This is a genomic window from Salinigranum sp. (assembly GCF_041641895.1).
GTDB lineage: Archaea > Halobacteriota > Halobacteria > Halobacteriales > Haloferacaceae > Salinigranum.
Genome location: NZ_JBEPXO010000012.1, coordinates 1 through 14,588, shown reverse-complemented (window position 1 = coordinate 14,588; position 14,588 = coordinate 1). Strand labels below are relative to the sequence as shown.

The window sequence follows — 14,588 nt, the reverse complement described above, 5'->3', positions numbered from 1 at the left end:
GCGGAAATCGGTCGGCGTCGACTCGACACCGAGTCCGTGAGTCGGAGGCGCGGCCGGACCAACGCGGCCTCGAGACGGGGCGACGCGGTCACCGTGGCTCGAACCGGGCGGTACCGTCGTCGAACCCGAGTTCGACCTCCTCGACGACGGTGGCCGTCTCGGGCAGGTCGCCGACGACACCCGTCGAGACGTACAGTTCGCCGAGGTCCTGCGTGTTGCGTATCCAGACGACGCGGACGTCGTCGGGGGCGGGGCTCCCTAGCGCCGACAGCGCGATTCGGAGCGCGAGTTCGTCGTCGGGAGCGACGACGGGAATCCGTGCCTTCGCGAGCGACCCACTCGTCAACGCGTTCGCGTACGTCTTCGCCGTGTCGAGCTGGTCGAGGACCGCCCGTCGGGTGAGGTCGGCGAGACCGATGCCGTTGCCGTTCCCCTCGGTCCGTTCGGTGAGTCCGCGGGCGTAGACGAGCTGTATCTCAGGTGTCTCGGGGTCCGGTGCGTTCAACACCCGGTAGCGGCCGACGACGTTGGTGTCCATCCCGGCCCCCGAGACGTCCTTGCCGAGTTCGTCGACGACGAGCAGGTCCACCTCCTCGACGGGGAGCGTCGCCATCTCCTCGTACGCGCGTTCGAGCAGGGCCGGCTCGCGGTCGAGAATCTCCGACCCGGGGATCCCCTCGACGTGGGCCGTCTCCTCGGCGGCGTTCTCGACGAGGGCGAGGCCACCGACGAGCGGTACCGCCTCGGCGATCGCGGCGAACGCCGCCTCCAGCGCCGGGACGTACCCCTCGGAGAGTGCCGCCGCGTGGAACGAACTCGCCCCCCGCTGCTTGCCGAGGCCCGCGACGAGCATCTTACAGAGGCCGCTCTCGACCCGACCAGAGAAGTTCGTGTGTGGCTTCACCCGGTTGACGACGACGACGCCGTCGGCCGCCACTGCGGCGGACGCGACGAACACCGGGTAGGTGGTGTCGCCGACGCGGACCGTTGCGACCCGTTCGGCGTCCATCCGCGCGTCGATGGGTGCGCCGACGCTCGCCTCGGTGACGCCGAGCGACGCGAGCGTCTCGCGCTGGCCCTCGGCGGTCGCCCCACCGTGGCTCCCCATCGCCGGGACGACGACCGGGTCGAAGCCGCGCTCGTCGAGTTCGGCGACGACGCTCGCGACGTACTCGTCGACGCGGTGGATGCCGCGACTCCCGACGCCGACGGCGACGCGAGCACCGGGCGAGAGCGAGTCGAAGGGGAGTCGAGCGAGTTCCTCGCGAGCGCGGACGGTCGGCTCCGGGAGCGTCGTCGTCGCGGGAGCGGAGCGGACACGGACGAACGACGGCAGCGGCTGTGCGTCGACAAGCGAGGCGACGGCGTCGCGGTCGGGGAACTCCAGCACCATCCGGCGGAGAATGTGGACTCGTGACTAAATACTCTCGCTCCGTTCGGGAGCGCTCGAAAGAAGACCGCGAGGAGACGGCGGGCGTCGCAGTTCAGTTACCGCCGCCGAACATCTGGCGCATCACTCGTGGGGTGACAACATCTCTACAACACTACAGCAAATATTGCCCCAAAGTATTCCAATCAGGCTGCTCCCGAAGTTGGGGGATTCGTCCTCACCAGCCAGCCTTTCTTGAACAGTCAGTATCAGGCTTGCAGTGAATCAATTTAGTTTATATGTCAGACGGAAGTAGTCAAAATTCAATTCTACCTCAATCATCTTGCAGCTTATCTCTCGCAGAATTCACATTATTGCTGATCGCTTGTGGAGTAACACCGCGAGCAGTACGCCAAGTATTTGACTTGAACGGAGCTTCATCTAATTCGTCTGTGACCCAGTAATCAAGTGCCTCGGCACAGGAACCAAGTTCAGTTACTAATATAGCGAGTTCTCCATGTGCTGTTCTTCGACCAACTTCAAGTCTGGATAGTTCATAGTTCATATCATCAATAGGAGTGATGAAATATTCGGGAGTTTGGACAATAACTTTGATTTGACCGGTTCCGTTGCTCTTGTACGATATTTCAATCGCACTATATTTATTGCCGTTAAACACTCTAGTAGATTCAAGATGTCGTAAAGGATAGTCGCGGACTTCATAGGTTTCGGTGGGTCCAAATTGTTTGAGTGCGTCCTCTAACATTCTCAAACACTTACCATATTCTGGATCCTCTTCCAATTGAGCGTTATCTGGATCAAACCCGGGAGTTGCAGGTTTAAATCCGACATCTAATAGCTCAATAACAGCACTACCCGCATCTCGGACGGCACTCAGCCGCATTCTAGTATCAATCATGCTCTGAGGTTAGCACGAGCGTAGATTAAATTATGCGTTTATCTTTTTGAGAAAGATTTATATATCTAAACCTTGCTGACTAAATCATAGATTTACTAATAGAGAAAGTTATATTTACCCCGAGCAGAATGTATGGAACGGGGTCATGACGAACCCTACTGGCGGCAGTCCGATCTCAGCCGAGATCACTGCGCGCTAGAAGGGTGACTCCCCCAAAGGCCCGTAAGAAACGACGACAACCGAACACCGAAGCCGCTCCTCAACCGTCTGAACACGGGGAACTGCGGTGTACGATGCGGAGCAGTGCTTTCCCACTATCGGCAGTCGAGATGTGGGTACAAGCATCGGACGTAGAGGTCAAGGGCCAGAGTGGTTGGACTCGACTCCACGACCCAGCAGGAGTGATTCTGGTTGCTCGGAACGGCGTGATCACTACTGCTCTGCGAGCAGAGTACGAGAAGACGTACTCTCCGCATCTAATCGCGTGTGAATCATGCGGGTTCGAGTACAGTGCGCAAGAACACGGGCTGACGTGCCCGTACTGTGACCACTACAAGGAGATCAAGAGAGAATGAGTCCGATCGAAGTCGGAACGGTAAGCATCGCCCCGGAGGTCGCGTTCAATGCGCCTCTCGCAACGACCGCTGCTGGCGGAATCGGCATCGGAGCGGGCATCGCGCTCGGTGCTGGTATCATCGTTGCAGGAGCCGCGCTCGTCGCGTACCTTCGGTAACAACGCAGCCCCTCTTTTTTTGACTGGAGATCGCACGATGTAGATCTCACTCACACTCGTGTCAAGCGGGCTCGTCTCGGAACCGTTCAATCAAGTGCTTGAACCCCTCCTCATTTTCGAAGTCATCATAGTCATCGTCAGCGCCGACGAGGAGTGTCACGTCGTTCCCGTTGTTGTCTTCCTCCTTGACGGCGGCGACGGCGTACGCATCCCCGAGTGACGGACTGTACGTTGCTTTCAAGTCCGATGCGAGTTCCCACAGGTCGTCAATCTTGTATTCGGTTACACCCATCTCCTTGAGGTCCTTGATATGGGCATCCGCCCGCTCTGGCGAACTTAAACGGGCCGCTATGTACCGAAATTCTGCAAGATTGATGGTCGTGACGTACCCGTTGATTTCACCGTCATACACGTCGTCGAGGAAGTCTTCAACATCCCCTGCTCCGGGCTCATCGAACGCAAAAGCGATGAGCGGCTCGGCATCGAATACAACCTTCATTTGCCGTTTTCCGACAGCCTGTGTTTTTTATCCAGATTCTTCTTATCTCGCTCTCGCTCCTCTCTGAGCATCTCAGTGGCCGTCTGTTCCTCTCCCCCCGTCTCGGACGTGGCGAGGGCCCCTCGAATCTCAGACGGGCGTTTTACTGGCCGTATCACGATTTCTCCATCTTCGTTCTCAACAAATCGGACTCTCCCCGGCGTGTCGATGTGGAGCTTGTCACGGAACTCTTTGGGAATCGTTGCCTGCCCTTTGCTCGTAACGGTGACGGTGGTTCCGTCTTCTGCGTCGTTCATACGTAATGAGTAGCATACAGTATTACTTTAGCTTTTGTAATACTTTTCTGAAATGCCGCTCAACGGTCCTGTTTCTTCCACTCACAAAACTGAATAATGAAGCCGCGCTACCAACTACTGCTTAGCCCAGTCACCGGAGTGTGAGTCGGCCATCGTCGTTCCGCTCAATTCGAGAACGCGAATGATCGGCTGCAGTCTGTAGATACGCAGTAAACGATTCTTCGAATCCATCTGGCGGATTATTGAATAGCGACATAGCGTACTCGATGAGTTCCTCGTCGCTGACCGCTTCGCGCCCAGTCTTCTGTGTGCAGCCGTAGAAACCGGTAGCGAGCATTTCTCCCTCAAGTTTGCCCTCGTAATAACAGAACATACACGTCTGGTAGTGTGGCTGGAAGAGAACCCCGCGCTCGATATGGTCGAGACAGACGACTCGCTTGAGGCCGTCAAGATTCCTGAAACCCACGTCGAACGGCGGCTCGTCTTTCACTGTGACGACGAAATAGCCACCAGTTAGAGGGTTAGACCCGTGGAGTCCATCGCGATATAAGAAGGCTGAGTTGAGTACCCGTCCTCGATACCGCCCGACGTGGACGTGTCCCGAAAAGTACGCTCTCCCCTCAAAGTGATCGATGAATTGTGGGTAGAGCCCGTGAGTGATGAGGATGGTTTCGGACGTTACATCACTGGGATCAGTCGTGAACCGCTGGCCGTCGATGGTCTTGCTTTCCTCGTGAAGCAGGATGCCCGAATCAAGTACGTCGTGGGGTACGCTGTCACCGTACCCGTCACGGTTACCCCAAATGTAGATTAGCGTGCCGCGCTGTGCGAGTGACTCGAAATGCGGAGCGATGCTCTCCAGCTGCGTGCGCCCAGCGTCTGGTTCGTCGGTATACGACGCATTGGTGAGGTCACCGACATGGATGATGAAATCGAAGGTCTCACCCTCTGTCTCCTCAACGACGCGTCTCAGGGAGTCAGCATCGCCGTGGTTGTCACCCATGACGAGGACGCGCTGTTCAGTCATAATCGACTGTCATCATAATAATGCTTAATAGGTCGCACTCGGGGGAGACGAGGATGAGTTCAGAGGCCTTCTTGAAACCCTCAGCCGCTGATAGTTTGTCGGGGCGTGCTGAATACACAGCGCAACAAACTCACAAGAATCCAAACCCAGTTAAGAAACCGATCAAAAATCCTGCTAAGCTGATTGCGCTTCTTTGCCGGGCTGATCTTCAGGTGAACGTGCGGGGACACGTCGTCCGGTTCGGCGTCCGATTCAGAACTCATACACCCCGAACGCGAGGTGTGTTAATGAATGTTTTCCAGATGTTCAGTTTCCGCCGAACATCTGGCGCATCATCGGGTGCATCTCCATCAACTGCTCCTCGGCGATCTCCTCGTACAGCTTGTACGTGATGGAGACCGTCAGCAGCAGACCGGTTCCGGAGACCTGCCCGATGGTCCCGAGCATGTTGGCCATCACGGCCAGCAGGCCGACGAGCGCCCCGCCGATGACCGTCACCTGCGGGATGTACCGCTCCATGACCTTCTCGATGACCTGTGGGTTCCGCCGGAAACCGGGAATCTGCATCCCGGAGTTCTGGATCTGCCGGGCCGTCGCTTCGGGACCCATTCCCGTCGTCTCAACCCAGAAGATGGCGAAGATGGCGCCACCGATGATCATGAACGTCAGGTCGACGAGGATCCGGACGATGATCTCCCACGGCTCGTTCGACGTGAGCCCGAGGAACCACATCCAGTCCGCACGGGTCTGGATGGGTGCGAGGAAGTAGAACAGGCCGCCGGTGACCTGTCCGTTCGTGTTGTACTGACCGAGCCACGCCGGCATCGACGCGAGCTGCGAGTTGAGGATCCGGCCGAGGAACTGGATGTTCGCCTGCAGCGCGCGAACGAGGATCATCGGCAGGACGCTCGCGTAGATGAGCTTCACCGGGAACCGGCCGCGGGCACCCTTCACGCGGGCGTGCGAGAGGGGAATCTCGACGCGGACCGACTCGGCGTAGACGACGATGCCGAAGATGAGCAGCGTCGTGATGAGCGCGAGGATCTGTCCCTGTCCGAGGAACAGCGCCTGCAGGCCCTCCGCCGTCAGCAGCGAGGGGAGTTCGTTCGAGCCGGTGATGATGCCGAACCACGTCGGGAAGAAGCCCGAGGTCCGCCCGAGCGCCTCCCAGCTGAACAGCCCGGCGACGAGCTGCTGGCTGACGCCGGCGATGATGAACAGCCCGACACCGGAGCCGACGCCCCACTTCGAGACGACCTCGTCCATGAACAGGATGAGGATGCCACCGACGGCGATCTGCGCGAAGAGGAGCGCCTTCACGCCGTTGGAACCGACGCCGAGCGACTGCACGACCGCGGGGTCCGCGGGCAGGAAGTTCCCCGCGAACACCATCGGGAGCCCCGTCAGGCAGATCATCACGACGACCAGAAGCTTCTGCAGCCCCTGGTAGAGGACCTGGTCACGGGGGTCCGACGTGTCGAGACCGAGCAGGTCGGCCCCGCCGAGCAGTTGCAGCACGATGCTCGCCGTGACGATGGGACCGATCCCCAGCTGGAGGATCGACCCCTGCGACCCTGCGAGGATCGAGCGGAACTGGCCGAAGAAGTCCTCCGAGCCAGTCGCCAGCCCGAACAGGGTGACGTTCGTCAGGAAGAAATACAGGACGAGGATGCCCGCGGTCCACCCGAGCTTGCGGCGGAAGGGCACGTGCCCCTCCGGACGGGTGACCGAGGGCATCCGCGTCAGCACCGGTTCGGCGGCCTCCTTCCATCCCATGAGTTACTCTCCGTTCGCCTCGTCGTCTGAAGCGTTTTCGGTTTCGTCCTCGGCTTCGGCCGCGGCCTGCTGCGCGCGCTCGGTGAGCTCTGCGCTGCCGCCGGCCTCCTCGACGAGTTCGCGGGCGCCACTGGTGAAGGCGTCGGCGACGATGTGGAGTTCGTTTCGGACCTGTCCGCCGCCGAGCACCTTCACGACGTCGACGTCGTGGCCGTCCTCGGCGACGTCTCGCGCGTCGAGGTGGTACGCGTCGCCGTCGGCCTCGGCGACGCCCTCGCTCGCGAGGAGTGCCGCGTCCTCGTCGAGCTTCTGGACACGCACCTCGACGACGGTGTCCTGCGTCTCCTCGGGTCGCGTGAAGCCGTGTTTCCCGAGTGGTTCGTAGTTGTGGAACTCGTGTTTGTCCCGTCCGGCGCGGCCGCGGCCGCCACGGTTGCCGGCGCCGCGCCGGTTCTTGTGAGTGCCGCCGCCGTGCGTGCGGGAGCCGCGCTGGCGTCGCTTCTTCGACGTCATCGCATCGCCTCCAGAAGGTCGTCGATCTGGTCGGTCGAGTGCTTGCCGAGCTGTCCGCCCTCAGGGGCAGAGTGCTTCAGGCCCTTGTGGCCCCCGCGCGGGGGGTGCAGGCGGAGCACGGGCGAGAGCCCCTGCGCGCGCAGCGTCGTCTCCTCGTCGGCGAGCGCCGCCGCCAAGGCGGCGAAGTCGTCGTAATCGGTGTGCTCGGAGAGCCACGCCTCGTCGACGTCGGCGTCACCTTCGAGCGGCTCGACGCGCTTGCGCAGCAGCGACTCGACCACGTCGACCGAGGGCTCGCCGTGAGCCACCCAGTCGTTCACCTTCGTGATCATGCCGCGGTAGGTGTCCTCCTCGGGGACGAACGTGCAGTGGTTGACCCCGTGGAGGTTGAGCATCTTCATCGTGTCGCGGACGCCCGAGCTCATGTCGACCTCACCGCGAACCTGGACGACTGCCTGCATCATTCGGACACCTCCCCGTCCGCCTCGGCCTGGACCTGCCGCGCGCGGCGCGGGGTCCGCGACTGCGAGGCGTTCTTCAGCGCGTTGTACGTCGCCTTCGCGAGGTTCACCGTCGTGCGGGTGTTGCCGTGGGACTTGGTCCACGCGTCCTGCACGCCGGCGAGTTCGAGGATACTCCGGGTCGTCTCCGACGCCGCGAGTCCGAGCCCGCGCGGGGCCGGGATGATCTCGACGGTGACGGAGCCGGCTTTCCCCTCTGCCTTCCGGGTCAACGAGTGAGTACCGCCGGCGCGGTCCTCCCACGACCCAGAGCCGCGGTCGACCTTGATGATGTTCAGCTTCGCCACCTCGATGGCCTTCTGAATCGCGCCACCGACCTGGTCGTCACGGCCCTCGGCGTAGCCGAGGTAGCCGTCGCGGTTTCCGACCGCGACGACACACCGGAACTTCACCCGGCGGCCGGAGTCGGTCATGCGCTGGACCATGTTGATGTCGAGCACGTCGTCGTCCAGTCCGGGGAGGAGCTGGTCGACGATCTCGGGCTCCTTGAGCGGGAGACCCGACTCGAGGGCCTGGTCCATCGATGTGACGTCGCCGTCCTGTACCATACGGCCGAGCCGCGTGCGCGGCTCCCATCCGTCGTTGCTTCTGCTCATGCGTCCTCCTGAAGTCGCTCGAGCACGCTATCGAAGTGCTCGGGCAGTTCCGTGGCGTCGAATCCTCCCGAATAGAGCGGCTCGTCGAGCTGCTCGGCGTACGCGGCGATGTGCTCGCCGCGGTTACGCGACCAGTCCGCCAGCACGCTCTCGTTGTGGGGGATGTCGAGCCCGGCGTCGATTGCGCCTTCCTGTACTGCGAACACCTTGTTGCCAGGGGTCGCCGTGTTCAGGCCGATGTCGAGCACCGCCTCCGCGAGACCAGCCTCGCGGGCCCGAAGGCCCACGAGGTAGCCCGTGAGGTAGGCGCTCGGGAGGTTCCCTGTGGGGGCCTCCCAGCCGTAGTCGGCGAGGTCCTCGCTCGAGGCACTCACGTGTGTTTCGTCGCCCTGCGGGCCCGGCGTGACCAGCTGCGCCCTGACGTGCTTGTTGCTCACGCGAGCGACAAGCCGCGGCTTACCTGATTTCAGCAGGCGCAACCTCTGATGGTAGTCGGTCCGGGACTCGCGGCGACGACGCATCGGTACTCTGTACCGTGGTCCTGTCGCCATTATTTCACCTCGTATCCGTAATGTGTCTCGATGTACGATTCGAGCCGGTCGACGCTGTCGAACTCGCCACCGCTCGCTTTGTTGTAGAGCGTGCGGTACTCCGAGGGCGACAGCGGGCCGTCGTCGCGCAGGTTGCGGAGTCGCTTCCGCTGTGCGCGGATCCGGCTGATCCATGCCTTCTTCTTGTTCTGACGGGCACCCGCTTTCCCCTTCCGGGAGCCGGCCCCCTTGCGGTGGCCGTAGTCGCGCTTCGCCTTCCGCTCGCGGGCGCGACCCTTCGAGTTGCCCTTCGCGTCCTTGACGCGGATGGTTCCCTGGTCGACCAGGTCACGGACGTCCTCGCGCGTGATGGCGTCCGCGATCTCGGCCTGTTCCTCGGGGTCCATCCAGATGCGGTCCTTGCCGACGTCGAGGACGTCGGCGGCCATCCGTCGCTGGGCTTTCAGGTCCGTCATTCGTCTCCCTCCGCTTCGACCTCGATGTAGGTCGGGTTGAGGACGCGAATCTCGCGGTCCTCACACTCGTCTTCGATGCGCTCGCGCTTGCGGCCACCCACCGACGAGGCGATGCGGACGGCCTGCGTGTCGCCGTCGACGTCCGCCAGGTCGTCGGTGTTGTGGACCCGAACCTCCTCGAAGCCCGAGGGGTGCAGTCCGCGCGCGGCCTTCGGCGAGCGGAAGCCCGCCTGGACCGTGTCGCCCTTGCCCTTGATGCCGCGGCGCTGCTTCGAGAGGTTGCCGCGGGGGCGTCGCCAGGACTCGGGCGTCCGCTTCTTCATGTGGTAGTCCTGCCGCTTGAACTGCGGCTTGCCCTCGCGGTGCTTCTGGGCGAGCGCCCGCTCGGTCTCGTCGTCGAGTTCGGGCGTCTTGTCCGCGTGGCCGCGGGGGACGGTCTTCGTCGGGACGTCCTCCTCCTCGGCTTCTTCCACCTCGGCCTCGGTCTCGTCTTCGACCTCCGCCTCGGTCTCTTCGGCCACTTCGAGGCCGCCGACGTCGGCTTTGATACGCGCGGCGAGCGCGTTGCCGATGCCGGAGACTTCGGAGAGTTCGGACTGGCTCGCGGCCTTGACGTCCTCGACCGACTCGTAGCCGGCCTCGCGGAGCGCCTCGGCCTTCGACGGGCCGACGCCGCTGATGTCTTCGAGTTCCTGTGGTCCGTCGGTGTCGTTCTCGTCAGCGGACATCTAGGCACCTCCTGCCTTCGTCGGCTTCTCCGTGATGTAGACGCCGTCCTGGAACACGCGCGTGTCCTTGTCCTTCACACGGGTGAGCTGTTCGATGTCGGCCGCCGTCTGGCCGACGTCCTCCTTGTTCGGGCCGGAGAGGATGACCTCCTCGCCGTCCACCTGTACCTCGGTGTCGCCGCGGATCTTCGCGCGACGCGGTGCCTTCTCGCCGAGGAAGTTCTCGATGACCACGTGGTCACCGTCGACGGAAACCTGCATCGGGAAGTGGGCGTAGAGGACTTCCATCCGGTACTCCCACCCCTCGGTGACGCCGTGGAACATGTTCCGCACGTGGCTCTCGAACGTGCCCACGGTCGCTTCGGTCTTCGCGTCCTCCTCGGCCGAGTCGATGACGACCGCGTCGTCGTCGACCTCGACGCTGATGTCGGGGTACCAGAGGCGTCGGGAGACGCTTCCTTCGGGCCCCTCGACGGTGAGCGTGAGGTGGTCCATCTCGGCGGAGACGTCGTCTGGGATGTCCAGTTGTATTCGCGACATTGTCAGTAGACGTACGCGATCACCTGGCCGCCGAGGCCCTCCTCACGGGCCTCGTAGTGGCTCATGACGCCGTGGCTCGTCGAGACGATGAGTGTCCCGTAGTCGCGGGCGGGGAGATACCGCTTCTCCCACTTCTCGTACTCGTCGGCCCCGGTCTCGTACCGGGGCTTCACGGCGCCACACTTGTTGATCGCACCTTTCAGTTCGACCTCGAAGTTCCCGGCCTTGCCGTCGTCGACGAACTCGAAGCCGTCGATGTACCCGCGGTCGTAGAAGACCTCGAGGACGGAGCCGATGACGTTCGAGGCGGGCTGTACCGTGTGGCTCAGATGGCCCACGCTCTCGGCGTTGTTCACGCCGGAGAGCGCGTTGCTGAGTGGATCGTTATCCGCCATGGTTATCGATACTTCTTGAATCCGATGTTGCGGGCGACCTCGCGGAAGCACTGCCGGCAGAGGAAGATGTCGTACTTCCCGACCAGGCCCTGCTTCCGTTCGCAGCGACGGCACTCGCGCTCGATGCCGGTGCGTCGCGAGGCGTGCTCGCCCGTCTCTGTCTCACTTTCGCTCATTCTTCGCTCACCTCCACGTCGACGCCGAACTCGCTCTCGACGAACGCGATGGCGTCCTCGGGAGTGAGCTTGTGGCGCGACGGGATGGAACTGGCTGCCTTGTCGCGCTTGCGCACGCGGTAGCCGGGGCGGACGAGGTTGACCGTCACGTCCAGCCCGTAGATCCCGATGTTGGGGTCGTACTCCTGGCTCGGGAACTCGGTGTGCTCGGCGACGCCGAAGCTGAAGTTCCCGTACTCGTCGAACTGCGTGGCGGAGAGTTCCGTCAGCGGCAGTGCCGTCTCGAGGAACTCCTCGGCGACCGTCCCGCGCAGGGTGACCTTCGCGCCGACGGGTTCGCCCCGACGGACACCGAAGTCCTGGCTGGCACGCTTCGACTGCGTCCGGACCGGCTCTTGGCCCGCGACCTCGCCGAGGATGTCCTCGGCGTTCGCGAGTTCGCGGCCGCCGGTGCCGACGCCCATGTGGACGACGACCTTCTCGACGGCGGGCTGTCGCATCTCGTGGAAGCCCGCGCCGGAGTCAGACGACATCAGTCGTCACCTCCCGAACTCTCGGTGAACTTCTCGTCGATGACGACGACGTAGCCCTCGACCGTCTCGAACTCCGTGTCGTCGTCGCGGACGACGCGGACGGTGTTGGCACCGCTGCCGGGCGTGACCGTGATCTCGGCCACCTCGCCGATTTCGCCGGCGTGCTGGCCGTCGACGGCCGTGACGAGCGCGCCCTCCTCGTAGCCGAAGTGGGCGACGATCTCCTTTGTCTCGTTGTCGACGACGACGGAGTCGTTCGTCGCGTAGTCGCTCCCCTCCTCGACGCGGACGTTGGTCCCGTCGTGGAGGGTAAGCTGGAAGGCACCACCCTTCACCTGCTGCTTGCGGACCACCTTGCCGAGACGGCTGTCCGCCGCGTCGGCCGTGATGGGCGTCAGTGCCAGGCGGCCCCCCTCGTCGGGGAACACCCGGTAGTACTCTTCGCGCTGGGTGAACGCGAGGATGTCGAACATCCCGATGGGGCGGGACTCGTCCGACACCGCCACCCCGTTCACGAGGACGCTGTCCTGGTTGAGCGCGTAGCGCGCTTCCTTCTTCGAGTCGACGTAACCGAGCACGTCCCGCAGCAGGATGAGCAGGGGAACCCCCGCCTCGCCGTGCGGGCCGGCGTCGGCCTTGACCGTCCACGTCGCTTCCTTCCGTTCGACCGGCCACGTGTTCGGGACCGAGAGTCGCTTCTGGTGTCGCGTCATTCGTTATCCTCCTCCGTGTCCGCGCGGAGTCGTGCCTCGCGTCGGTCGTCGTCGTCGTGGAACTCGAGCTTCGTGATGCGGACGTTCGACGCGTCGAGCGGCCGCGGCACCTCTTCGCCGTCGGCCTTCTCGACGGTCACGTCCTCCACGTGGACGGCCGCCTTCTTCAGGTCGACCTCGATGACCTCGCCGGTCTCGCCGGCGTAGTCGCCGCGGAGTACCTCGACGGTGTCGCCCGCGTTGACGCGGGCGTTTCGCCGACCGTACTCCTCGCGGAGGTCCTCCGAAAGCGTGGCACGGACCTGCTTGTGCCGCTCGTGGAGCGGCGCGTCGCGCGTCCGAGTTCGCTGTTTGCGTGGTTGTTTCGTCATATGCGGTTCCTGGTTAGACTATCATCGTCGCTGTCGATGCGATGCTCCCGAAGCGCTCGGCAACCTCGCGTGCGACGGGACCCTTGATTTCGGTCCCGCGCGGCTCTTCCATCTCGTCGATGACGACGGCCGCGTTGTCTTCGAACTTCACGCGCGTGCCGTCCGGTCGACGGATGGTCTTCCGCTGTCGGATGATGACGGCTTCGAGCACCTGGCGGCGCATCTCGGGGGTGCCTTTGGTGACCGAGACGGTCACCTTGTCACCGATGCCCGCCGAGGGCTGACGGTTCTTCGTGCCGGAGTAGCCGTGGACGCTGATGACCTTCAGCTCGCGGGCTCCGGTGTTGTCCGCACACGTGACGAGCGCGCCGCGGTTGAGGCCACGAGTGACGTCGGCCTTGAGCGCCTTCATCAGTCGTCACCTCCGACGCGTTCGATGACCACGTGCGATTTCGTCTTCGAGAGCGGTCGTGTCTCTGCGATACGGACCGTGTCGCCTGCTTCGAGTCCCAGACACGGCGGTGCATGGGCCGGAATCCGACTCCGACGCTTCATGTACCGGTCGTACTTGGGGACGCGAACGTCGTACTCTCGCTCGACGACGACGGTCTTGTCCATGTCTGTGGAGGCGACGGTGCCCTCCAGCGTCTGTCCGCGCACGGAAAGCGATCCGTGGAACGGACAGTTCTGGTCGGAGCAGGTCTCCTCCGGCTGTGGTACGTTGAGTCCTAACGCCATGTTGATTCACCTGCGTTCTCCGTGCGGAGCGCGGGTCGTGAGAGCAGCTGTGTGCCATCCACCGTAACGTAGGCCACGCCCTCGCCAGCTTCGACCCGTGCCGCCTCGACCGACTCGCCGTTGGAGTCGGCGTCGGTGGCGGGTTCGTCGGGCCCCGAAACCAGTTCGGACGCGGTCCCCGAAGCCTTCGCAGCTTCGGCGGCTTCATCTGTGCGTGTGCCTGTGGGCCGAGACCGAGCGCCGGACGCGACGGTAGGGACGTCGCCCGTCCGGCTGTCGGTCTCGGCGGCCTCGGCGGTCGAGAGGCGGAACTCGAACACGGACCCCTGCTTGGGGACCTGCCGCACCCGAGCACCGTCGTGCTCGACGGCCTCGCCGTCTCGCGTTCGACGCGGCGGGGCCGCGTCGCAGTCCAGATGCAGGGTGTGCATCGTCTCGACGACGACACGCCCGGCTATCCCGACCAGGTCGGGGTTCGGGGCGTCGACGACCTCCACGAGGAGGCCGTTGAGTTCGTGTCGTGTCAGGGTCTCGGGTGTGAGTGCCATCTCGGTTCGAGTCCGTTATTCCTCGTCGATGTCGCCTTCTTCCGTCTGGATCGTCTTGATCCGGGCGATGGTCTTCTTCAGTTCCTTCACGCGACCGGGGTTGTCCGGCGCGCCACCCGCTGCCTGCACGGCCTTCGCGTTGAGCAGCTCGGTCTCGAGCTCCTCGAGTTCGGCCTGTCGTTCGGCGGGCGTCATGTCGCGGATCTCCGCGGCGTAGAGGATGGCCATCTACGCTCCCTCCTCCTCGTCGGCGTCGTCGGCGTCCGTGTCCGCGTCTTCGTCCTCGTCGTCGGCCGCTTCCATCTCGGCGACGAGGTCGGCGGCTTCCGCCTCGACCTCCTCGTCGAGCGCCTCTTCGGCGGCGGCCTCCGCGGCGGCTTCGTCCGCGTCGGGGTCTTCGGGCGCCGTCTCGGCGGGACCGGTCTCCGCGTCGACGTCCTCTTCGACGACCTCCTCCTCGATGGCGATGTCCTCCTCGTCGACGACCTCGATGTCCTCCTCGTCGAGCACCTCGTCGGGCTCGTCGGTGGGGACCTCGACGTCCTCGTCGGAGAAGTCGGGGACGTCCTCGGGCTCTTCGGTGAGGAGTTC

General features: G+C 63.4%; 23 protein-coding genes and 1 pseudogene. 1 reads left to right on the top strand and 23 read right to left on the bottom strand.

From position 1 onward, the window contains the following. Positions 1–88 precede the first annotated feature (88 nt). Positions 89–1,387: a DUF362 domain-containing protein gene (locus ACESK5_RS04140; RefSeq protein WP_372910311.1), complete on the bottom strand. Its 1,299-nt coding sequence runs from the start codon at positions 1,385–1,387 to the stop codon at positions 89–91. Positions 1,388–1,703: 316 nt separating this feature from the next. After that, entirely contained in the window at positions 1,704–2,288 is a 585-nt protein-coding gene (locus ACESK5_RS04135; RefSeq protein WP_372910277.1) for a hypothetical protein, read from the bottom strand. A 571-nt stretch (positions 2,289–2,859) separates the two neighbouring features. On the opposite strand from ACESK5_RS04135, the gene ACESK5_RS04130 reads away from it, so the two are divergent. Further along, the gene (locus ACESK5_RS04130) at positions 2,860–3,021 is read left to right on the top strand and encodes a hypothetical protein (protein WP_372910276.1); all 162 of its coding nucleotides are present in this window, start codon (positions 2,860–2,862) and stop codon (positions 3,019–3,021) included. 61 nt (positions 3,022–3,082) lie between these two features. Here ACESK5_RS04130 and ACESK5_RS04125 read toward each other — a convergent pair whose 3' ends face one another. From ACESK5_RS04125 to ACESK5_RS04025, 21 genes and pseudogenes are all read right to left on the bottom strand, one after another. Then, the gene (locus ACESK5_RS04125) at positions 3,083–3,520 is read right to left on the bottom strand and encodes a type II toxin-antitoxin system VapC family toxin (protein WP_372910275.1); all 438 of its coding nucleotides are present in this window, start codon (positions 3,518–3,520) and stop codon (positions 3,083–3,085) included. Next, positions 3,517–3,816, bottom strand: a complete 300-nt coding sequence (locus ACESK5_RS04120) for an AbrB/MazE/SpoVT family DNA-binding domain-containing protein (RefSeq protein WP_372910274.1) — start codon at positions 3,814–3,816, stop codon at positions 3,517–3,519. Before ACESK5_RS04120 ends, ACESK5_RS04125 begins: the two co-directional genes overlap by 4 nt. Before the next feature lie 130 nt (positions 3,817–3,946). Then, positions 3,947–4,843, bottom strand: coding sequence for a metallophosphoesterase (locus ACESK5_RS04115; RefSeq protein ID WP_372910273.1), 897 nt, complete (start codon positions 4,841–4,843; stop codon positions 3,947–3,949). A gap of 306 nt (positions 4,844–5,149) precedes the next feature. Continuing rightward, positions 5,150–6,619 (bottom strand): preprotein translocase subunit SecY, encoded by a 1,470-nt coding sequence (gene secY, locus ACESK5_RS04110; protein ID WP_372910272.1) that lies wholly within the window; start codon positions 6,617–6,619, stop codon positions 5,150–5,152. Between the two features lie 3 nt (positions 6,620–6,622). Continuing rightward, complete coding sequence (locus tag ACESK5_RS04105; protein WP_372910271.1) at positions 6,623–7,132, bottom strand: uL15m family ribosomal protein; 510 nt, start codon at positions 7,130–7,132, stop codon at positions 6,623–6,625. Continuing rightward, on the bottom strand, positions 7,129–7,593 hold the full coding sequence (locus ACESK5_RS04100) for a 50S ribosomal protein L30 (protein ID WP_372910310.1): 465 nt from the start codon (positions 7,591–7,593) through the stop codon (positions 7,129–7,131). Before ACESK5_RS04100 ends, ACESK5_RS04105 begins: the two co-directional genes overlap by 4 nt. Beyond that, on the bottom strand, positions 7,593–8,249 hold the full coding sequence (locus ACESK5_RS04095) for a 30S ribosomal protein S5 (protein ID WP_372910270.1): 657 nt from the start codon (positions 8,247–8,249) through the stop codon (positions 7,593–7,595). Before ACESK5_RS04095 ends, ACESK5_RS04100 begins: the two co-directional genes overlap by 1 nt. Next, the gene (locus ACESK5_RS04090; RefSeq protein WP_372910269.1) at positions 8,246–8,800 is read right to left on the bottom strand and encodes a 50S ribosomal protein L18; all 555 of its coding nucleotides are present in this window, start codon (positions 8,798–8,800) and stop codon (positions 8,246–8,248) included. The genes ACESK5_RS04095 and ACESK5_RS04090 overlap by 4 nt, the downstream gene beginning before the upstream one ends. Then, positions 8,800–9,255, bottom strand: a complete 456-nt coding sequence (locus ACESK5_RS04085; RefSeq protein ID WP_372910268.1) for a 50S ribosomal protein L19e — start codon at positions 9,253–9,255, stop codon at positions 8,800–8,802. The genes ACESK5_RS04090 and ACESK5_RS04085 overlap by 1 nt, the downstream gene beginning before the upstream one ends. Then, positions 9,252–9,983, bottom strand: a complete 732-nt coding sequence (locus tag ACESK5_RS04080; protein WP_372910267.1) for a 50S ribosomal protein L32e — start codon at positions 9,981–9,983, stop codon at positions 9,252–9,254. The genes ACESK5_RS04085 and ACESK5_RS04080 overlap by 4 nt, the downstream gene beginning before the upstream one ends. Next, the gene (locus tag ACESK5_RS04075) at positions 9,984–10,523 is read right to left on the bottom strand and encodes a 50S ribosomal protein L6 (RefSeq protein ID WP_372910266.1); all 540 of its coding nucleotides are present in this window, start codon (positions 10,521–10,523) and stop codon (positions 9,984–9,986) included. A gap of 2 nt (positions 10,524–10,525) precedes the next feature. Continuing rightward, a complete protein-coding gene (locus ACESK5_RS04070; protein ID WP_103426606.1) occupies positions 10,526–10,918 on the bottom strand; it encodes a 30S ribosomal protein S8 in 393 nt (130 codons plus the stop codon). Between the two features lie 2 nt (positions 10,919–10,920). Beyond that, on the bottom strand, positions 10,921–11,094 hold the full coding sequence (locus ACESK5_RS04065) for a 30S ribosomal protein S14 (protein WP_103426607.1): 174 nt from the start codon (positions 11,092–11,094) through the stop codon (positions 10,921–10,923). After that, the gene (locus tag ACESK5_RS04060; protein WP_372910265.1) at positions 11,091–11,627 is read right to left on the bottom strand and encodes a 50S ribosomal protein L5; all 537 of its coding nucleotides are present in this window, start codon (positions 11,625–11,627) and stop codon (positions 11,091–11,093) included. The genes ACESK5_RS04065 and ACESK5_RS04060 overlap by 4 nt, the downstream gene beginning before the upstream one ends. After that, positions 11,627–12,340 carry a 30S ribosomal protein S4e gene (locus tag ACESK5_RS04055; RefSeq protein ID WP_372910264.1) on the bottom strand — a complete coding sequence of 238 codons (714 nt, stop codon included), beginning with the start codon at positions 12,338–12,340 and terminating at the stop codon, positions 11,627–11,629. Before ACESK5_RS04055 ends, ACESK5_RS04060 begins: the two co-directional genes overlap by 1 nt. Continuing rightward, the gene (gene rplX, locus ACESK5_RS04050; RefSeq protein WP_372910263.1) at positions 12,337–12,711 is read right to left on the bottom strand and encodes a 50S ribosomal protein L24; all 375 of its coding nucleotides are present in this window, start codon (positions 12,709–12,711) and stop codon (positions 12,337–12,339) included. The genes ACESK5_RS04055 and rplX overlap by 4 nt, the downstream gene beginning before the upstream one ends. A 13-nt stretch (positions 12,712–12,724) precedes the next feature. Then, complete coding sequence (locus ACESK5_RS04045; RefSeq protein WP_372910262.1) at positions 12,725–13,123, bottom strand: 50S ribosomal protein L14; 399 nt, start codon at positions 13,121–13,123, stop codon at positions 12,725–12,727. After that, a complete protein-coding gene (locus ACESK5_RS04040) occupies positions 13,123–13,449 on the bottom strand; it encodes a 30S ribosomal protein S17 (RefSeq protein WP_103426612.1) in 327 nt (108 codons plus the stop codon). Before ACESK5_RS04040 ends, ACESK5_RS04045 begins: the two co-directional genes overlap by 1 nt. Then, complete coding sequence (locus ACESK5_RS04035) at positions 13,440–13,997, bottom strand: ribonuclease P protein component 1 (protein ID WP_372910261.1); 558 nt, start codon at positions 13,995–13,997, stop codon at positions 13,440–13,442. Before ACESK5_RS04035 ends, ACESK5_RS04040 begins: the two co-directional genes overlap by 10 nt. A 15-nt stretch (positions 13,998–14,012) precedes the next feature. After that, on the bottom strand, positions 14,013–14,225 hold the full coding sequence (rpmC, locus tag ACESK5_RS04030) for a 50S ribosomal protein L29 (protein WP_372910260.1): 213 nt from the start codon (positions 14,223–14,225) through the stop codon (positions 14,013–14,015). Beyond that, positions 14,226–14,588 (bottom strand): annotated as a pseudogene (locus tag ACESK5_RS04025) (hypothetical protein); the annotation flags it as partial.